General features: G+C 60.3%; 15 protein-coding genes. 6 read left to right on the top strand and 9 right to left on the bottom strand.

Annotated elements, in window-relative coordinates:
• Positions 1-32 precede the first annotated feature (32 nt).
• Positions 33-1,082: a tRNA 2-selenouridine(34) synthase MnmH gene (gene mnmH / locus BLW02_RS03835; RefSeq protein ID WP_092697110.1), complete on the bottom strand. Its 1,050-nt coding sequence runs from the start codon at positions 1,080-1,082 to the stop codon at positions 33-35.
• 57 nt (positions 1,083-1,139) lie between these two features.
• Here mnmH and selD point away from each other — a divergent pair, with 57 nt between their 5' ends.
• Positions 1,140-2,204, top strand: a complete 1,065-nt coding sequence (gene selD, locus BLW02_RS03830) for a selenide, water dikinase SelD (protein ID WP_092697109.1) — start codon at positions 1,140-1,142, stop codon at positions 2,202-2,204.
• Positions 2,205-2,239: 35 nt separating this feature from the next.
• Here the strand turns inward: selD and ribD are convergent, their stop codons facing one another.
• The 8 genes from ribD to BLW02_RS03795 form a co-directional block, all read right to left on the bottom strand.
• Positions 2,240-3,346: a bifunctional diaminohydroxyphosphoribosylaminopyrimidine deaminase/5-amino-6-(5-phosphoribosylamino)uracil reductase RibD gene (gene ribD / locus BLW02_RS03825; RefSeq protein ID WP_092697108.1), complete on the bottom strand. Its 1,107-nt coding sequence runs from the start codon at positions 3,344-3,346 to the stop codon at positions 2,240-2,242.
• Positions 3,347-3,471: 125 nt separating this feature from the next.
• On the bottom strand, positions 3,472-5,109 hold the full coding sequence (locus BLW02_RS19580; protein WP_139285327.1) for a hypothetical protein: 1,638 nt from the start codon (positions 5,107-5,109) through the stop codon (positions 3,472-3,474).
• Entirely contained in the window at positions 5,109-6,449 is a 1,341-nt protein-coding gene (locus BLW02_RS03820; protein WP_092697107.1) for a pilus assembly PilX family protein, read from the bottom strand. Before BLW02_RS03820 ends, BLW02_RS19580 begins: the two co-directional genes overlap by 1 nt.
• Positions 6,449-7,144 (bottom strand): PilW family protein, encoded by a 696-nt coding sequence (locus BLW02_RS03815; protein ID WP_159433764.1) that lies wholly within the window; start codon positions 7,142-7,144, stop codon positions 6,449-6,451. Before BLW02_RS03815 ends, BLW02_RS03820 begins: the two co-directional genes overlap by 1 nt.
• The gene (locus BLW02_RS03810) at positions 7,138-7,656 is read right to left on the bottom strand and encodes a GspH/FimT family pseudopilin (RefSeq protein ID WP_092697217.1); all 519 of its coding nucleotides are present in this window, start codon (positions 7,654-7,656) and stop codon (positions 7,138-7,140) included. The genes BLW02_RS03815 and BLW02_RS03810 overlap by 7 nt, the downstream gene beginning before the upstream one ends.
• Positions 7,653-8,138, bottom strand: a complete 486-nt coding sequence (locus tag BLW02_RS03805; protein ID WP_092697105.1) for a type IV pilin protein — start codon at positions 8,136-8,138, stop codon at positions 7,653-7,655. Before BLW02_RS03805 ends, BLW02_RS03810 begins: the two co-directional genes overlap by 4 nt.
• 112 nt (positions 8,139-8,250) lie before the next feature.
• Positions 8,251-8,832 carry a GspH/FimT family pseudopilin gene (locus tag BLW02_RS03800; RefSeq protein ID WP_159433763.1) on the bottom strand — a complete coding sequence of 194 codons (582 nt, stop codon included), beginning with the start codon at positions 8,830-8,832 and terminating at the stop codon, positions 8,251-8,253.
• Between the two features lie 263 nt (positions 8,833-9,095).
• Positions 9,096-9,386, bottom strand: a complete 291-nt coding sequence (locus tag BLW02_RS03795; protein WP_092697103.1) for a hypothetical protein — start codon at positions 9,384-9,386, stop codon at positions 9,096-9,098.
• Positions 9,387-9,475: 89 nt separating this feature from the next.
• Here BLW02_RS03795 and BLW02_RS03790 point away from each other — a divergent pair, with 89 nt between their 5' ends.
• From BLW02_RS03790 to tpiA, 5 genes are all read left to right on the top strand, one after another.
• Positions 9,476-10,633, top strand: coding sequence for a pyridoxal phosphate-dependent aminotransferase (locus BLW02_RS03790; RefSeq protein WP_092697102.1), 1,158 nt, complete (start codon positions 9,476-9,478; stop codon positions 10,631-10,633).
• A 112-nt stretch (positions 10,634-10,745) separates the two neighbouring features.
• Positions 10,746-11,012, top strand: coding sequence for a 30S ribosomal protein S15 (gene rpsO / locus BLW02_RS03785; protein WP_034712472.1), 267 nt, complete (start codon positions 10,746-10,748; stop codon positions 11,010-11,012).
• A gap of 207 nt (positions 11,013-11,219) precedes the next feature.
• A complete protein-coding gene (pnp, locus tag BLW02_RS03780) occupies positions 11,220-13,466 on the top strand; it encodes a polyribonucleotide nucleotidyltransferase (RefSeq protein WP_092697101.1) in 2,247 nt (748 codons plus the stop codon).
• Positions 13,467-13,557: 91 nt separating this feature from the next.
• Positions 13,558-14,550, top strand: a complete 993-nt coding sequence (locus BLW02_RS03775) for an NAD(P)H-quinone oxidoreductase (RefSeq protein ID WP_092697100.1) — start codon at positions 13,558-13,560, stop codon at positions 14,548-14,550.
• Positions 14,547-15,290, top strand: coding sequence for a triose-phosphate isomerase (tpiA, locus tag BLW02_RS03770; RefSeq protein ID WP_092697099.1), 744 nt, complete (start codon positions 14,547-14,549; stop codon positions 15,288-15,290). Before BLW02_RS03775 ends, tpiA begins: the two co-directional genes overlap by 4 nt.
• Positions 15,291-15,318: the final 28 nt, after the last annotated feature.

Raw genomic sequence — 15,318 nt, 5'->3', positions numbered from 1 at the left:
GGAGGGGGTAGCACAGCCTGGTGCCGGGGAAGTCAACCCAGCGCCAGCAGCTGCTCGGCCAGGGCATCAATGCCGGCCGCAGAAAGATCGTCGCTGGCCAGGCTGAGCCGCGTGGCCCACTGGTGCAGGTGCGTGCTTTGCGAGCGGGCATAGAGCGGGTCGTAGTGCAAGGCCACCAGCTCGGCAAACAGCGGCGCCAGCGCACCTGCTGCGGCCCAGTCCTGCCAGCGTGCAATCACCTGCTTGCCGTGCAACTCCTTGAGCAAACCCAGTTGGTGGGCCAGCAGGGCGGGGTCGTCGCCCAGGTTGGCGTAGTCGCGCAGCAGAAAATCCAGCCGCGCCGGCACACTGGCGGCGATCTCGATGCAGGGGCTGGCGCGCAACCGCTGCACCAGGGGCTGGGGCACCGCCAGGCGGCCGATCTTGCTGCTTTCGGCCTCGACATAGATGGTGCGCTGCAGATCCAGGGGCTCCAGTGCATGCAGCAGGGCGGTCTCGAAGGCGGTTTGCGAGGGCTGCTCCACCCCCGGCCAGGCGCCCAGCACCGATCCCCGGTGGCGGGCGCAGGCCTCCAGATCGAGCACCTGCGCGCCGCGCGCGGCCAGGGCCTGCAGCACGCGCGTCTTGGCGCTGCCGGTGGGGCCGCAGATCACGCGCAGGGGCAGCTGCGGCGCCAGCTCGGCCAGCCGGTCTATCACATGGCGGCGCCACGCCTTGTAGCCACCGGCCAGCTGCTGGGCGTCCCAGCCCACCAGGCGTAGCCAGGTCACCATCGAGCCGCTGCGCATGCCGCCGCGCCAGCAGTACACCAGGGGTTTCCAGCTGGCGGGCTGGTCGGCAAACTGCGTTTGCAAATGCCGCGCCAGGTTGGCTGCCACCATGGCACCGCCCACGCGCCGCGCCTCAAAGGCGCCTTGCTGCTTGTAGATGGTGCCGACGATACGGCGCTCGTCATCGTCGAGCACCGGGCAGTTGATGGCGCCGGGAATGTGGTCGAGTGCGTATTCGGCGGGCGAGCGCGCATCGATCAGGGTGTGAAATGCATGGCGATCCGCCACGCGCACGGGACCGCGGTGGCTCATGGCGCCAGGCCCTTGCCCCGCGCGGGCCGGCGGCCGGCTGGCACAATCGCGCGCACCATGACTGTTGATTCAAAACCCATTCGTCTTACCCAGTTCTCGCACGGCGGCGGTTGCGGTTGCAAGATAGCGCCGGGCCTGCTGCAGGAGATTTTGGCACGCGCACCGCAGGGCATCGTCCCGCCCGAACTGCTGGTGGGTACCGAAACCAGCGACGATGCGGCCGTTTACCGCCTGAACGATAGCCAGGCGCTGGTGGCCACCACCGATTTCTTCACCCCCATCGTTGACGACCCCTATGACTTTGGCCGCATTGCCGCCACCAATGCGCTGTCCGACATCTACGCCATGGGCGGCACACCCATCATGGCGCTGGCCCTGGTGGGCATGCCCATTGCCCAGCTGCCGGCCGAAGTGATTGGCCGTGTGCTGGAAGGCGGAGCCGCCGTGTGCCGCGACGCCGGCATCCCCATCGCGGGCGGGCATTCGATCGACGTGCTCGAACCCATCTATGGCCTGGTGGGTTTGGGCCTGGTGCACCCGCAGCGCGTGCGCCGCAATGCCGACGCGCATGCGGGCGATGTGCTGGTGCTGGGCAAGCCGCTGGGGGTGGGCATTCTCTCGGCGGCACTGAAAAAAGGCCTGCTGGATGCTGCCGGCTACGCCGACATGCTGCGCTACACCACACAGCTCAACCGGGTGGGCATTGCCCTGGGTGCGCTGGATGGCGTGCACGCCATGACCGACGTCACCGGCTTCGGCCTGGCAGGCCACCTGCTGGAGGTGTGCCGGGGCTCGGGGCTTTCAGCCCAGGTGGAGCTGGCCCAGGTGCCCGTCATTGAGGCCGCGGCGCGGTTTGCGGCCGAGGGCGTGGTCACGGGAGCCTCGGCACGCAACGAGGCCGCCTATGGTGCCGATGTGGCCTGGGCCCCTGGCGTGCCCGAATGGCAGCGCCACCTGCTGACCGACCCCCAGACCAGCGGTGGCCTGCTGGTGAGCTGCAGCCCCGGCGCGCTGGCGCGCGTGCTCGACACTTTTCACCAGGCCGGCTTTGCAGCGGCTGCCGCCATCGGTGGCATGCAGGTGCGGGCGCCGGGGCAGGGCAGCCAGCTGGTTTGCCGGTGAAAAAGGCCGGCCCCACAGGCCCTGCGCCATTGCGCTCAAAAAGCGTCGCGCCCGCGCACTCTTGCCACGAGGCGGATGTCCGGCCCCACCCGTTCTACCGAAGTGAAATCCATGGCCAGGCCTTGCGCCAAGGTATCGAACGGACCGACATGGGCCATGCCCAGGCCTGGTCCCAGCAAGGTGGGCGCCAGGTACACCAGCATCTCGTCCACCAGCCCTTCACGCACGAACGAGCCATTGAGCTTGTTGCCGGCTTCCACATGCAGCTCGTTCACGCCGCGCCGGGCCAGGTCGCGCAGCATGGCGGGCAAGCTCACTTTGCCTTGTGGGTTGGGTAAATAAACCACCGTGGCGCCACGCGCTTCCAGTGCGGCCTTTTTGTCATCATTTTGGGTGGCTGCGTAGATATAGCAAGCGCGGCCGGCCATGAAAAGGCGCGCATCCGGCGGGGTTTGCAATTGGCTGTCCACCACCACCACATGCGGCTGGCGTGGGGTTGGCACCTCGCGCACATCCAGGCGCGGATTGTCGTCCAGCACCGTGCCAATGCCGGTGAGCACGGCGCAGGCCCGCGCACGCCAGGCATGGCCATCGGCGCGCGCAGCGGGTGAGGTGATCCACTGGCTGGTGCCGTTGTGCAATGCCGTGGTGCCGTCGAGTGACGCCGCCGCCTTGAGTCGCACCCAGGGCGTGCCCCGCACCATGCGGCTGAAAAACCCGATGTTGAGTTCGCGTGACTCGGCTGCACCCGGCCCCACCTCCACCGCCACGCCCGCAGCGCGCAGCCGCGCAAAACCTTGGCCGGCCACCAGGGGGTTGGGGTCGGCAATGGAGGCCACCACCTTGCCAATGCCCGCCGCCACCAGCGCGTCGCAGCAAGGCCCCGTGCGGCCCTGGTGGGCGCAAGGTTCCAGCGTGACGTAGGCCGTGGCGCCCCGCACATCCTGCCCGGCAGCCGCCGCATCGCGCAGCGCCACCACTTCAGCGTGCGGGCCACCGGCCTGCTGGGTGAAACCCTGGCCAATCACCCGGCCATCGGGCGCCACCAGCACGCAGCCCACGCGGGGGTTGGGGTTGGAAAGAAAAAGCGCCTGGGCGGCGAGCCCAAGCGCTTGGGAGGTGAAGTGCGCTGGTGTGGTCATTGCGCGGTGATGGTAATGCAGGCGCTGTGGACTTTGCCGCTTGGCAACGATGGTGCCTGCTTTTCCCGCGTCACGCAGGGTTACGACTGCTGCTCCCAGGCAAGTAAATGGCGCCTTCTCAACGGTTAAGGTTGGTGCAATACGGTTGTGGTGTCTGTATAAACCTCACTGCCAGTGCCATTCACCTCGACAGCGGAACCCGATGGACAACTGTTGCTTCCATTAATCACAAGAAAGTTCTGATTGCTAAGGGATCTTTGCACATTGAGGTAGGCATAGGGATGCTCTTCGTTATTTATTCTGTCGATATTTTGATTGGTCGCAGCATCAGGGGTCGGAGAGACAGGGTACCAAATAGGATAATTGCTAGAACTATATGGAAAAGATGGATTGTAGCTAAGGTTGTAGTCCGCGCTGAATCGGCAGATCTTGTATGTCGTGCCTATAGAAGCGCTGGATGCTGTGCCTGTTCCTGAGACGGACAACTGGGTTATACCTGTCCAGGCATTTGCTGTTAAAGGGTCATTATCCAAATCAATCGGTTCAATGACGCAGGAGTAGCCAACATAGTACTCACTTAAATCAACAATGCTTGTATTTATAATTTTTTCTGCTGGATATATGGTATATGGTGCAATGGCAGTGGGTGTGAGTGCGGTTGATTCTGGTATCGTTAAATATACCGTGGTGCTGGTCGTAGGGGTGGTGCTGCCATTGTTGGTAAAGCTGTAGTCGACGGCGGCCGTGAATTTGATGGTTTTTAACGACTCTGCCGCACATTTAGGGGCGGATGGATAGCGACTGTTGGAAATGGTGGTGGTCCAGGCCGCAGAGTTTTTTGATAAAAGAGATAGTAAGCCGTGTTTTTGAGTAGGGAGAGCACTTCCCGGTAATGGAGTAGCATCATTCATGATCATGTTAACCGACCAAGTGGTGTTGGTAGGTACTGGATCATTTGCATCGGTTGAAACGAAATTGGATTTCAGGTCGACGGACTTGAAGCGTATGAAACCACTCAATAAATAGGCGATTTTATTGGTGCAATCGGTTAGGTCGGCAAGCGTAATTTGGGCGCTTTGTATTGTTTTTGTTATTCGGCATGTTTTTTTGATCAATCCAGTGGTGTTGTCAAAAACAATAGCAGTATCATCGCCCGATTTTGGTTTGAAAACACTCGTGCCATCACCCAGATTTTTCGATGGAATAGGTATGCTCACGTTACGGCCCAAGGTGTCGCGCACATTGGAACCGTTGGGGACAAGCGATAGCGATACTGCTGTCGCGGGATCGACGCCATTCATTATGCTTCTGAAGACAAGGGCTTGGTTTTCGCCACTTCGATCCGGCCATGTCACCTTCACCTGCACATCTCTGTAATTACCAGCGGTGGGGGCTGAAGCAGGGACGCTGCGTTGCAATGTATAAGCCGTATTGGAGGTGTATGGGCTGCTGGCAGTCCCGGTTTTTATTTCGGCACCGGTTGCATCAGTTTTAATAACATTTGTCCAAAACAAGGCATCAGAACTTGGTGTTGCAGTTCTATAAACGCGCATATTTTCCATCTCACCCTGCGCCAGCTTGGCTGCCTCGCTGCGTTGCTTGGCGACGTCGGCATTGCGGTTCAGGAATAAATGCATTCCTATCAAGCCGAGTGCGCCAAGAGAAACTATCAGCAGCGCAACCATGGCTTCAATCAGCGCGATACCGCGCTGTTGGGTGGTGACGCCATGCTTGCCATGGCTGCTTTTATTTATTTTGGCCATTAAAAATCCCTCCAACTGCCAGGTACTTGCGCAAATGATTTTGCACTTGATCGAATATTTTTCATGACTTCGGGGTCGTAATAATAGTCGGGTGTGCCATTCCCTGTGTAATCACCTTCAGAAATGATAGCGCCGCGAAACAATGCGCTACCGCCGCCAGTTGAATCCCAGGTGGCAGCGGTGGAGTAGATTACGGCGGAAATTTGAGGGCCACCGCTGATATTGACCATACCATCAACAACCATGACAAAAGGATCTGTGGATGTTCCGATTGTGGGGCTCGCATTGATAGTCATTGAGCCTGGCACCCAAATTTGCCTTTCGCCTGCATCGTAGGCCTTAATTAAATCGGTATTAGTACATGCAGTACACGGTAATACGTAGCTTAAGCTCTTGTAAGCGTCTTTGCTCATGCCAAAAAATGAGGAGAATAAGCCGTCCTCCGTTTTATCCCGCAAAGAAGCATCATTACCTACCAGCGTCGCTTTAGGCGGTGTGCCTGGTACGGTAGTTATTCTTGCGCTTGCGGCGTCAATGGTGCCGCCAGAATTGATTGTGACGCCGTTGGTATTGGGGTCTGGATTGCTGACGCCTAGGGCGGCATTTCCAATGCTGACATTGCCCCGTGCAGTAAGTGGTGAGGCTGGCGGAGTAGCTAATCCAGAGATTTGGCCTAAGGTGGCTCTGACGGTTGCACTGGCGTCGCCGCCAGCGCATGCCGTAGCGCCCGCTGGTAATGTGCAGCCTTGAGAAATAATGTTTACGGTTCCTGTTCTTGTGTTGCTTTCGAAAGCAATATCAAACCGTAAGTTATATCCTGAGCCCGCTGTGGGGACGGAGGGGTTGGGTGTGTTCGGTGTATTTGTAGGGGAAAGCGTGGGTGGGTTCGGGTAGGGACTTGCCCGTACAGGGCAACTGCAATTCATGCTGCCGCCTGCTTGGTTGTAAATGCAAGCAGCTATGGGTGCTGGTGGAGTGGCAGAGTTAACGTATGTAAACTCTATAGTGGTGTCTGGTCGAATATTAAGATAACGATTTTTAAATCTTTCATTGCCTGATGCTGTGGCCTCTGTACAGGCTGTAGTAATATATTTTTGTTCATTGAGCATCGCTTGGGCCCATGCAAGACCCGCTTCGGCAGCTTCGAAGGCTAGCGTGGCACGGTACTGATTGGCCGATGTTTTTTGCTCAAAAATTATGGTTCGATTGGCAAAAGCAACCACGATGGCCATGATCAGTAGAAGTAACGCAACCACGACAACAGATGCTGCTCCGCGTTCATATTTGCGCTGATTTATTCCAGGCATGCAAAGAATCTGCCTGTTGGTGTGGTTATTCATTAGCTGCAACTCCCGCTAACTGCGTCATTTCGAACTCTTGCCTTGGTTCTTACCGCACGAACCAATGTGGAATCTGATGGCGGGTGACCCCGCAACTCGATTTCAAATTCGCGTACAACCACTTGAGGTGGGTTGGGAACTGAGGCTGCTGCACAGTTGCCAGGTAGCGATATTTGCAAAGGTGAAGCAATCAGGTTGAATTGGGTAATTTTGACGGTGTTGGGGTCGCTTAGCGCTTGCGGGGGGGTGCCTGCAACAAACGCATATAAAACACCCGCCGTTGCATCTAGTTTGAAACCATAATTATTCGCGTCTATGTAATAGCATATGGCGGTAGATGGGTTACTCGATGCAGGAGTTGGAGCGTCGCAACTGTCCTGAATAATATTTTGATAGGGATTTTTAGGTAAGGACGCAGCAGCCACCGGGCTGCCTGCACTAGGTGGCACATAAACACCATCTGCGGCACTTGCCCAGTATCCCGCGCGGCGGATGTCTCTTGCGACCAGATCAGAACTGGTACGCAAGTCTTGAATCAATCGGGTTTCCATCATCAGATCGCGATTATTTTTTGTCATAGTTGACATGAGCACTAAAGCGCCGGTCACTACAAATAATCCCAGCGTGATGCCCACCATGCTCTCTACCAGACTAAACCCTTTCTGTCTGGAGCGTTTCAGCGGGTTTTTTAGCATGGTTTGAATCCTGTGATGGTTGCACTTGGGCTGCATATTTCTGCTCGACCCATTGTGTTTGCCACTATTTTTAATGAGCGCGTGCTTGCGTTGGTATTGGATATGACAAGATCCGTGCCGGTAATGGTCGCAGTGGTTCTGACAGGTTCAAACTTTATTCCCAAATAGGTGGTGCCTGAAGAAGGGGAGAAAGAATTGTTGCTGGCCGAAATGTTGTTGACGGTCTTAATCGTTGCCCCTGTCGTTGTGGTGCATGTAGTCAACTGAGTTATGGTGTAGCCTTGTGCACTGAAATCAACGGCAATACATTGATTTTTCTGTACGGACTCCATTTTTGCAAAAGATAGGTCTGTCATTATTTCATTTGCCAAACCTTTGATTCTTTGCGTGGCTATCATGGTAGTAAATGATGGTGCTGCAAGAGACGCAATGATTGCAATCAGTGCCACAGATATCAACAACTCAATGAGTGTGAATCCCTTGGCGTTGGGATTTTTAATAGGGCGCTTCATTGGTTCCAGCAGGTTTTTACTGTACCTGTCCCAGTTTTTCCATAGGTAATAGTGCCATTTGCCAAAGTCGCAGTTAGCGTGGTGCACTTGGCATCACTGGTTTGGGCGCCTATAGCCGTTGCTGTAACGGTGTATCCGGTGGCCGACTGGCCGCTGATCCCAATTGAGTAGTAGCCGGAGGGGAGGTTGTAGCTTGACGCTACGGTGGCGTCAGATACCAACTTCAAGCCCGTGGGCGAAGAGCTAACGTCGGCGCTATAACTGGCGTTATTGGCCCGCCATCTTTCTTGAGCCTGCTGGACTTTGGAAATAGCTGCCATGGCATCCGACCTGCGGCTTTTTCTGACATATTCGGCATACGAAGGGTAAGCGACGGCTGCAAGAATGCCCACGACCGCCACGACGATCATCAGTTCGATCAGCGTGAATCCATTCGGCTTGGGGGATTGGCGGCGTACCTGTGGTGCGATAGAGGTTTTCATGCCCCCATTTTGTCGCGTAAGGTTTCGAAAAAGATGTTTCGAATGTGCCGTTGGTCGATTGTGCCGGGCCGCTTATCAGGTTTCCTTGTTGGCTGACGGGTGGCTGCGGGTTTCAGCAAGTGGTGTAGCCGCTGACGCTGCCCTGGGGCGAGCAGGTTCTGGTGCGCCCCATGATGTTGACCACGTGCCGGATGGTTTTGCCGCTGTCGGCGATCAGGTTGATGGATCCCGCAGGGGTTGTGGTGCCGCGAACCGGGTCGAACAGCATGGTGGTGACATTGGCCTGCAGGCGCACGCCCTGCCTGGAAGCCAGGCCCACGCTTTTCACGGGCGAGTTGGCGGGGTCGGTGCATTGCGCGGCCCCGGCGCTGGTACAGGTGCAGTTGCCGGTGTTGCCGCTGTGCAATAAATAACAGGTGCCTGCCGCGTCAGATCCAAAGCGCAGGTGCATTTGCCGGTTTTTGGTCACGGCCTCGCTGCGGATGTGCTGGATGTCTGTGGCCAGCTCTGCGGCGTGGCCTTCAAGGCGGCGCAATTCCTGTAGCCCCTGAAATGCCGGAACGGCCAGCCCCATGAGGATGGCCACGATGCTGAGCACGATCATCACCTCTACCAGGCTGAAGCCTTGGAGCCGGCTGGTTTTGGCACTTGCCGCAAGCGCGGGGCGGCGGGTGGTTTGGCGGTTCAACGGCATGGCGGCGACTTCCTGTATGGGGGTGTTGCGAGGCCTGCAGCGCATGCTATGGATTTACTGTGTCTTTGGCTACCGTGTTGCTGTGGTTGGACGAATGGCAGTTGAGCGCATGTTTTTAAATTCGGCCCTTTGAAATCTCGAATACCGTTCGGGCTGAGCGGGTCAGCGCCCTTCGACGAGTTGGGGGCGAACGGTTCCAGCATCATCGGGCCGGATCGGCAGGGGCGCTGGTCTCGTTGGCGCCCTGGTCTTCCCTGGCCTTGTCAGCGTCTTGTGTATCCCAGGCATGCTCCCGCATTGGGCCGGCCCTGGCATTCACGGTACAGGCGCCGGTCGCGCTCGGCGGTGCTTTCTTCCGACGGGCTGCGCTGGTGCTTCACCTTCACTGAGCCCTTCTTTTTGACGGATTCGCTGGCGACTGTGTCTGTGGCGTTCTTTTTGGACGCTGCCTGCGCGCCCAAGGAGGTGGCCATCAGGCCAAGTGCCAGGCAGGCACACAGGAGGGCGCTTTCCCAAGGGCTTGGCGGGACTTTGTTGCAATGGTTGAGGGACATGCGTGCTCCATGGCTGTCGGGTGGATCGGATGGTTCGCGGCCGGCATCCCGTACGATGCGGCTTTGACATTCTCCACGTCCATCCTGCCATGCGCCACGCCCTGCTGAACCTCGAAGAATCCCGTATCCGTGAAGTGGCCAACGCTGGCATGGGGCGCAGCGATGTGCTGGCCTTCTGGTTTGGCGAGAGTGACGAGGGTACGCCCGATGTGGTGCGCCAGGCAGCCATCGATTCGCTGCAGCGGGGGGAAACGTTTTATGCCCACAACCTGGGTTTGCCAGAGTTGCGCGCCGAAGTGGCGGCCTATACCAGCCGGCTGCACCGGCCGGTGGGTGCCGACCGCATTGCCATCACGTCGGGTGGCGTCAATGCGCTGATGCTGGCGGTGCAGGCGTTGGTGGACGCCGGCGATGAGGTGGTGGCGGTCACACCTGTGTGGCCCAATCTCACGGCGCAGCCCTTGATCATGGGGGCGGATTTGCGCTGTGTTTCACTGCGCCCCCAGCCGGGTGGTGCCTGGGCGCTGGACATGGCTGAATTGCTGGCCGCCATCACGCCGGCCACGAAATTGCTGGTGGTGAACGCGCCCAACAACCCCACGGGCTGGACCCTGACGGCGCAGGAGCAGCAAGGCATTTTGGCGCATTGCCGCACCACGGGCACCTGGATCCTGGCCGACGAGGTGTATGAACGCCTGTATTACGAGCCCACGGCCAACGGCTGCGCCCCCAGTTTCCTGGACCTGGCCGAGCCCGAGGACCGCCTGGTGGTGGTGCACAGTTTTTCCAAGAGTTTTTTGATGACGGGCTGGCGCCTGGGCTGGCTGGTGATGCCGCCCTCCATGACGCACCACATGGGCAAGCTGGTCGAGTTCAATACCTCGTGTGCCAGCGTGTTCACCCAGCGGGCTGGTATTGCGGCGCTGCAGCATGCGGACGCGATCACGCCGCGCGTGGTGGCGCACCTGAAGCAGTGCCGCGACACCCTGGTGCCGCTTTTGCAGGCCCTGCCCGGCGTGGAGGTGGCCAGCGCACGCGGTGGGATGTATGCGTTCTTTCGCCTGCCGGGGCATGGCGATTCGCTGGCCACGGCCAAGCGCCTGGTGGCCGAGGCGGGGCTGGGCCTGGCGCCCGGCAATGCCTTTGGCGAGGAGGCCCAGGGCTGGCTGCGCTGGTGTTTTGCCTCCAAGGACCCACAGCGCCTGGTGCAGGGGGTGGAGCGACTCAAAAACTGGCTCGGGTTATAATCCGCAGGTTTTGCACGGTGCAAGACGCACGCCCATGGCCGTTCCAGCCGCAGGCGCAAGTAAAAACTATTGGCCTGTGGCTTTGCTGCAGGTCTTCATCAAGGAAAAATCAATGATCGCATCTTCTATCAAGGCCGAAGTCGTCAAGGCCAATGCACGCGCTGCCAACGATACGGGCAGCCCAGAAGTGCAGGTGGCCCTGCTCACCGCCCGCATCAACGAACTGATGCCTCACTTCAAGACGCACGCCAAGGACCACCATGGTCGCCGTGGCCTGCTGCGCATGGTGAGCCGTCGCCGCAAGCTGCTGGATTACCTCAAGGCCAAGGATGCCGACCGCTACACCGCGCTGATCGCCAAGCTGGGTCTGCGCAAGTAATCTGATTTGCATGCCAAAACGCCTGGGTTAGTCCGCTAGCTCAGGCGTTTTTTACTTCGGAGCCGCAAAACAGAGCGAAGCTGTGTCATTCCAATGGCCTTGCCCCACGCGGGTGGCAGGCAGGTTCACTGGAATGGCATCGTGTTCTGAATTGCTCTCCAAGCCAATCTGGCAGATCGCTGCCAGCTATTAAAACAGGAGCTTAATATGAGCATTTTCAACAAGGTCACCAAATCTTTCCAATGGGGTGACAAGACCGTCATCATGGAAACGGGCGAAATCGCCCGCCAGGCCGGCGGCGCCGTGCTGGTGAATATCGACGACACCGTGGTGCTGGCCACCGTGGTGGCCTCCAAGGTGGCCAAGGCGGGGCAGGACTTTTTCCCGCTGACGGTGGACTACATCGAGAAGACCTACGCCGCTGGCAAGATCCCCGGCAGCTTCTTCAAGCGCGAAGCCAAGCCCAGCGAGCACGAGACCCTGACCAGCCGCCTGATCGACCGCCCGATCCGCCCGCTGTTCCCCGAAGGTTTCTACAACGACGTGCATGTGGTCATCCACACGGTGTCGCTGAACCCCGAAGTGGACGCCGACATTGCCGCCCTGATTGCCACCAGCGCCGCGCTGGCCATCTCGGGCATCCCCTTCAATGGCCCGATCGGCGCTGCGCGCGTGGGTTACATCAACGGTGAATACGTGCTCAACCCCGGCCAGACGGCGCGCAAGAGCTCGCAGATGGACCTGGTCGTGGCCGGTACCGAAGCGGCCGTGCTGATGGTCGAATCCGAGGCGCAGCAACTGTCCGAAGAAGTCATGCTGGGTGCCGTGGTGTTTGGTCACCAGCAAGGCAATGTGGCCATCAACGCCATTCACGAGCTGGTGCGCGAGGCCGGCAAGCCCGTGTGGGACTGGAAAGCCCCCGCCAAGGACGAATCGCTCATCGCCAAGGTGACCGAGCTGGCCGAAGGCAAGCTGCGCGCTGCCTACCAGATCCGCAACAAGCAGGCCCGTACGCACGCCTGCCGCGAGGCCTATGCCGTGGTCATGGCCGACCTGAAGGAAGCCGGTGTCGTGTTCGACAGCGTCAAGGTCGAAGGCATGCTGTTCGACATCGAAGCGCGCATCGTGCGCAGCCAGATCCTGGCGGGCGAGCCCCGCATCGATGGCCGCGACACGCGCACCGTGCGCCCCATCGAAATCCGCAGCAGCGTGCTGCCCCGCGCCCACGGTTCCAGCCTATTCACGCGTGGCGAGACCCAGGCGCTGGTGGTGACCACGCTGGGCACCGAGCGCGATGCGCAGCGCATCGACGCGCTGGCCGGCGAGTATGAAGACCGCTTCATGATGCACTACAACATGCCTCCCTTCGCCACCGGCGAAGTGGGCCGCATGGGCAGCACCAAGCGCCGCGAAATCGGCCACGGCCGCCTGGCCAAGCGCGCGCTGGTGGCGGTGCTGCCAACGAAGGAAGAGTTCCCCTACACCATGCGCGTGGTGTCGGAAATCACCGAATCCAATGGCTCCTCGTCGATGGCTTCGGTCTGCGGCGGCTGCCTGTCGATGATGGACGCGGGCGTGCCCATGAAGGCGCATGTGGCCGGTATCGCCATGGGCCTGATCAAGGAAGACAACCGCTTTGCCGTGCTGACCGACATCCTGGGCGATGAAGATCACCTGGGCGACATGGACTTCAAGGTGGCAGGCACCACCGCCGGTATCACGGCGCTGCAGATGGACATCAAGATCCAGGGCATCACCAAGGAAATCATGCAGGTCGCGCTGGCGCAGGCCAAGGAAGCGCGTGTGCACATCCTGGGCAAGATGCAGGAAGCCATGGGCGAAGCCAAGACCGAGGTGAGCAACTTCGCGCCCAAGCTCTACACCATGAAGATCAACCCCGAGAAGATCCGTGACGTGATCGGCAAGGGCGGCGCCGTGATCCGTGCGCTGACCGAAGAAACCGGCTGCCAGATCAACATCGAGGAAGACGGCACCATCACCATCGCCGCCACCGACAACGCCAAGGCCGACGAAGCCAAGCGCCGCATCGAGCAGATCACGGCCGAAGTCGAAATCGGCAAGATCTACGAAGGCCCGGTCACCAAGATCCTGGACTTCGGCGCGCTGATCAACCTGCTGCCCGGCAAGGACGGACTGCTGCACATCAGCCAGATTGCGCACGAGCGCGTCGAGCGCGTGGGCGACTACCTGACCGAAGGCCAGATCGTCAAGGTCAAGGTCATGGAGACCGACGAAAAGGGCCGCGTCAAGCTGTCGATGAAGGCACTGGCCGAGCGTCCAGCCGGCGGCAGCGATCGTCCGGCCCCGGCCGAGCGGGGTGACCGCGGTGGCGAGCGCCGCGATGGTGGTCGTGATCGCCAGCCCGCCGAGCAGCAGCAACAGCAGCAGCAAGCGGTGCCTTCCGAAAGCAGCGCGGGCCAGCTGAACGGTTGATTGATCTGCTGTTGATATAGGAGCTTCTGGCACTTGTTGCACAAGTGCTGGAGGTCAAAATCATTCAGATGGACGTGCGAAGGGTTCCGGTATGCGCGCTGTAGAAATCACGGCCTTTGGTGCTCCAGAGGTGTTGCGCCTGGGCGAGCGCCCCATGCCCCAGGCGGGGACGGGCGAGTTGCTGATCCGCGTCAGTGCGAGTGGCATCAACCGGCCCGACGTGTTGCAGCGTCTGGGCCATTACGCGCCGCCACCGGGTACTTCCGACCTTCCGGGGCTGGAAGTGGCGGGTGTTGTGGAAAGCGGCGATGCTGTCGCTCTGTCCAAGGCCGGTTTGAAGGTGGGCGACCGCGTTTGCGCGCTGGTGGCTGGTGGCGGCTATGCCGAGTGGTGCGTGGCGCCGGTCGAGCAGTGCCTGCCGGTGCCCGCCGGGCTCAGCGACATCGAGGCGGCCTCTTTGCCCGAAACCTTCTTCACGGTATGGAGCAATGTGTTCGACCGCGGACGCCTGCAGCCGGGCGAAACCCTGCTGGTGCAGGGCGGCACCAGCGGCATTGGCGTCACGGCCATCCAGCTGGCGCGCGCCTTGGGTGCCACGGTGATCGTGACGGCGGGCAGCGATGAAAAATGTGCGGCCTGCCTGGCGCTGGGCGCGCACCATGCCATCAACTACAGGACGCAGGACTTTGTCGAGGAGGCCAAGCGCATCACCGCCGGCAAGGGCGTGGATGTGGTGCTGGACATGGTCGCCGGCGACTATGTGGCGCGCGAGGTGGAGTGCCTGGCCGAGGACGGTCGCCTGGTCATCATCGCCGTGCAGGGCGGGGTCAAGAGTGCGTTCAACGCGGGGCTGGTGCTGCGGCGCCGGTTGACCATCACGGGTTCGACCTTGCGGCCGCGCCCGGTGGCGTTCAAGGGTGCCATTGCGCGCGCGCTGCGTGAGCATGTCTGGCCCCTGATCGCGGCGGGCACGGTCCGCCCGGTCATTCACAGCACTTTCGCTGCGGCGGATGCCGCGCAGGCCCATGCGCTGATGGAGTCCAACCGGCACATCGGCAAGATTGTTTTGACGTGGTCATCATGAAAAAGAAACTCATCGCAGGCAACTGGAAGATGAATGGCAGCCTGGCTGCCAACGACGCGCTGGTGCGCGCCCTGATCGCTGGCATGGGGCAACCCGCCTGCGACGTGGCGGTGGCGGTGCCGGCACCTTATCTGGCGCAGGTGGCGGGCATCGCGGCGGGGTCGGCGCTGGCGCTGGCTGCGCAGGATGTCTCGGTGCATGAGGCGGGCGCCTACACGGGCGAAACCTCGGCAGCCATGCTCAAGGAATTCGGTGTGCGCTATGTGCTGGTGGGGCACTCCGAGCGCCGCCAGTACCACGGCGAGAGCGATACCGTGGTGGCCGTCAAGGCGCAGCGGGCGCTGGCGCTGGGCATCACGCCCATTGTTTGCGTGGGTGAAACCCTGGCCGAGCGGGAGGCTGGCCAGACCGAGGTGGTCGTGAAGCGCCAGCTGGCGGCGGTGATCCATCTCAACGGCCATTGCATCAGCGAAATCGTGGTGGCCTATGAGCCCGTCTGGGCCATTGGAACCGGGCGCACGGCTTCGCCAGAGCAGGCCCAGCAGGTGCACGCCGTGCTGCGGGCCCAGTTGGCCGCCGCCAGTGAACATGCGGACCGCATTCGCCTGCTGTACGGCGGCAGCATGAACGCCGCCAATGCAGCGCAGTTGCTGGCGCAAGCAGATATCGACGGCGGCCTGGTGGGCGGTGCGGCATTGAAGGCCCAAGACTTTTTGCAAATTATTGCTGCCGCCCAATAAGGGATTGCGCTGGCAGCGATTAAATCAG

It is taken from the genome of Acidovorax soli (genome assembly GCF_900107605.1).
Lineage (GTDB): Bacteria > Pseudomonadota > Gammaproteobacteria > Burkholderiales > Burkholderiaceae_C > Acidovorax > Acidovorax soli.
Note: the sequence above shows the minus strand (reverse complement) of the source record. Positions and strands in the feature narration are given on the sequence as shown.